The organism is Streptomyces sp. PA03-1a (assembly GCF_033792805.1).
In the GTDB taxonomy this organism is placed as follows: domain Bacteria; phylum Actinomycetota; class Actinomycetes; order Streptomycetales; family Streptomycetaceae; genus Actinacidiphila.
This window is the reverse complement of the sequence record NZ_JARAVO010000424.1, coordinates 1-3,250: the sequence shown is the minus strand read 5'-3', so window position 1 is coordinate 3,250 and position 3,250 is coordinate 1. Positions and strand designations below refer to the sequence as shown.

Sequence of the window (3,250 nt, the reverse complement as noted above, 5' to 3'; positions counted from 1 at the left end):
CGTACGCGGGGGTGGGCGGGCCCAAGCTGGTGGGGCTCGCCAACGGGCTGCAGCTGTTCTACATCCTGCCGTGCTTCCCCCCGTACCAGCCGGAGTCGCTGGGCCTGCGCCTGTGCGGTCTGGTGGTCGGCGTGCTGCTGATGGCCGCCGCCGAGGTGTGGGTGTGGCCGGATCCGTCACCGGGCCGCTACCAGGACCGGCTCGCCCACGCGTGCGAGACCGCGGCGAAGGCCCTGCGGTCACTGGCGCTCGAGCCGCCGGTGGTGACCGAGCGGCTGGAAAGCCTGCTGGGGACGGCGCAGCAGCTGCGCATGAGCCACGTGCCGAAGGACGAGCGCCCGGCGTCTGCGGGGGCACGCGACCGGGCCTTGTGCCAGGGGGCCGCGTACCTGCGGCACCTGCTGGCGCAGACCGGGCAGTTGACCGAGGACGCGGCGGAGCGCACACCGGCCCCCGACCCCGCCCGGTCGCGGATGCTGCTGGCCTCGGCCACCGCCTGCCACAGTGCCGCCCGGGCGCTGAAGGGCGAGGCCCCGGCGCCCCTGGTCGCCCCGTGCGCGGCCGCCGCGGCGGCCTTCGAGGAGCACCGGGCCCGCCGGCCGGTGTCCGGGGGGACCTCCGCCTCGACGGTGCGGGACGGGGCGATCGCGCTCGACATCGCGTACACCGCGGCCTTCCTGGTCACCTCCGTGCGGATCGCGCTCGGCTCGCCGGTGCCGCCCGACACGACACGGCCCGAGGAGCGGCTGGGGCCGTTCTGGTACGCGGGGCAGTCGCCCGTCGCCCTGTACGGGCACCGGATGCGGGCCCATCTCACGCCGCGCTCGGTCTACTTCCAGAACGCCGTGCGCATCGCACTGGCCCTCGCCGCGGCGCGCCTGATCGCGGGCGGGCTCGACCTGTCGCACGGCTTCTGGGCGCTCCTGACCACGCTGACGGTGATGCGCACCAGCGCCGCCGGCACCCGTACGACCGTGGTCCCCGCGGTGCGCGGCACGCTGGTGGGGGCCGGGGTGGCCGCGCTGCTGCTGTTGCTCGTGGGCGACCACACGCCGGTGTACGCGGTCATGATGGCGCCCGTGTTCTTCCTCGCGTTCACGGCGGGGCCGGTGCTCGGTCTCGGCTGGGGCCAGGCGTTCTTCACGGTCGCGGTGGCCTCGGCCTTCACACAGATCGCCCCCTCGGGTCCTGAACTCGCCGCGTTCCGGATCGCGGACGTGGTGACGGGTGCGCTGACCGGCATCGTCGTCGGGCTGCTGGCCTGGCCGCGGGGCGGCACGGGCGAGCTGGGGCGGGCCTGTTCGCGGCTGCTGGACCAGGGCACCCTGGCGGTCACCCGGATCACCGAGTGCATCACCGGGACCGGGACGGTGGGCGACGCGCTGTCCCGGGCCCGGCTCGCCCAGCTGATCGCGGAGGCCAGCTACGCGCAGTTCGCCACCGAACGCGACGCCCCCGGTGCGGGACCCGCGCTGCCGACGGACTTCCAGGCGATCATGCTGGCCGGGAACCGGGTCCTCACCATGGGGCAGACCCTCGTCGACCACTGCCCGCCGGGCGCACTCGCCGCGTGGCCGCTCAGCGCCGCGCACCTGCGCGACGCGGCCCACCATCTGCGGCTGACCACACTGCCGCTGACGTACGACCTGCGCTCGGGCACGATGCGTCCGGCGCCCGCCGAGTCCCCGCGACGGAGCGTGCCGACGGACCGCACGGTCATCGCGGACGTCTGCGCCGCCTCGGGCGGCCGGGCACCGGACCCGCTGCTGTACTACGCCGTCGACGCCGCGATCTGGCTGGCCAGCCTGCAGCGGGTGGTCACCGCGATCAGCAGGCCGGCGGAAGATCCGGCAGCAAGGCCGGGTTGACGACCGCGAGGATCGTGGCCACGTCCTCGCGGGGCACCGCCGGCCACAGGATCGCCCGGGCCCCCCGGTACTTGGCGGCCAGCCGCAGCCGCTGCGCCTCGTCGAGGCGCGCGGCCCGGTCCGGGTGGCTGTTGTGGGCGTTGTCGGCGATCTTCACCAGGGCGGCGTCCCGGTTGGCGGCGATCCGGCGCAGTTCGTCCTCGTAGGGCACGCCCGGCTGGTTGGTGACCTGCTCGACGATGCCGACGACCCGCTCCGGGACGCCGGCGGCGCGCAGCCGGCCGGCGGTCCAGGGGGTGTCCTCGATGGCGTCGTGCAGGAGTGCGGCCATCTGCAGGTCCGGCCCGAAGGCGGCGAGGCCCGCCGCGACCGCCCGGACGTGCTCGATGTAGGGCACGCCGATGCGGTCGGTCTGGCCCTCGTGCGCCAGGCGTGCCAGGGCCTCGGCGTCGGCCACGCTGTTCACCCTCATGGCAGCCCATCCTCGGGGACGCCGGGCGGGCCGGTCCAGCCTCAGGCCAGCGTGGCGAGCAGGCGCTCGGCCAGCGGGCCGGAGGAGGCCGGGTTCTGACCGGTAATCAGGTTGCGGTCGGTCACCACGTGGGGCGTCCACGGCTCGCCTTCCTGGAAGTCCGCGCCGAGGGCGACCAGACGGTCCTGCAGGAGCCAGGGGGCACGGCCGGCGAGCCCTCCCTGGGTCTCCTCGGCGTTGGTGAAGCCGGTCAGCCGGTAGCCCGCGAACGGCCAGCCGCCGTCAGCGCGTTCGGCGGCGAGCAGGGCCGCGGGACCGTGGCAGACGACGCCGAGCGGCTTGCCCGAGTCGAGCGCGGCGGTCAGCAGGCGGCCGGAGACCGGGTCGACGGCGAGGTCCTCCATCGGCCCGTGCCCGCCGGGGTAGAACACGGCGGCGTAGTCGTCGAGGTCCGCCTCCTCCAGCTTGATCGGGCGCCGCAGCACCGTCATCGCCTCCAGTTCCCCGGCGAGGGCCCGGGCACCCTCCTCCCCGCCGTTGAACTCGGCGGCCAGGCTCCCCCGGTCCACGGCCGGCACGACGCCGCCCGGGGTGGCCACCACGACCTCGTGGCCCGCGGCGGTGAGGATCCGGTACGGGGTCGCGGCCTCCTCGGCCCAGAAGCCGGTGGGGTGCTCGGTGCCGTCGGACAGCGTCCAGGACGAGGCGCCGGTCAGGACGAACAGGATCTTCGCCATGTCAGGTCTCCTTGGTGTGCTCGGTTGCCACCGGACCGCGTCGGAGCGGGCCGGACGGCTCGACGGTAAGGCGGACCTCCCATTGGCATCCAATAGGATCGCCATCATGAGCCATACGGTTTCCAATGGGTCGCCGGGAATACGCCCGGGGCACGGGGGCGGGGGCCCTGGGG

At 75.0% G+C, this 3,250-nt stretch carries 3 protein-coding genes; 1 reads left to right on the top strand and 2 read right to left on the bottom strand.

Annotated features, from left to right (window positions below; translation table 11 throughout):
* On the top strand, positions 1-1,868 hold a 1,868-nt coding region (locus PV341_RS44385; RefSeq protein ID WP_500360922.1), incomplete at its 5' end, for an FUSC family protein.
* Here the strand turns inward: PV341_RS44385 and PV341_RS44380 are convergent.
* On the bottom strand, positions 1,828-2,340 hold the full coding sequence (locus PV341_RS44380; RefSeq protein ID WP_500360920.1) for an HD domain-containing protein: 513 nt from the start codon (positions 2,338-2,340) through the stop codon (positions 1,828-1,830). The genes PV341_RS44385 and PV341_RS44380 overlap by 41 nt on opposite strands.
* Positions 2,341-2,381: 41 nt before the next feature.
* Positions 2,382-3,077 carry a type 1 glutamine amidotransferase domain-containing protein gene (locus PV341_RS44375; RefSeq protein WP_500324090.1) on the bottom strand — a complete coding sequence of 232 codons (696 nt, stop codon included), beginning with the start codon at positions 3,075-3,077 and terminating at the stop codon, positions 2,382-2,384.
* Between the last annotated feature and the right edge of the window lie 173 nt (positions 3,078-3,250).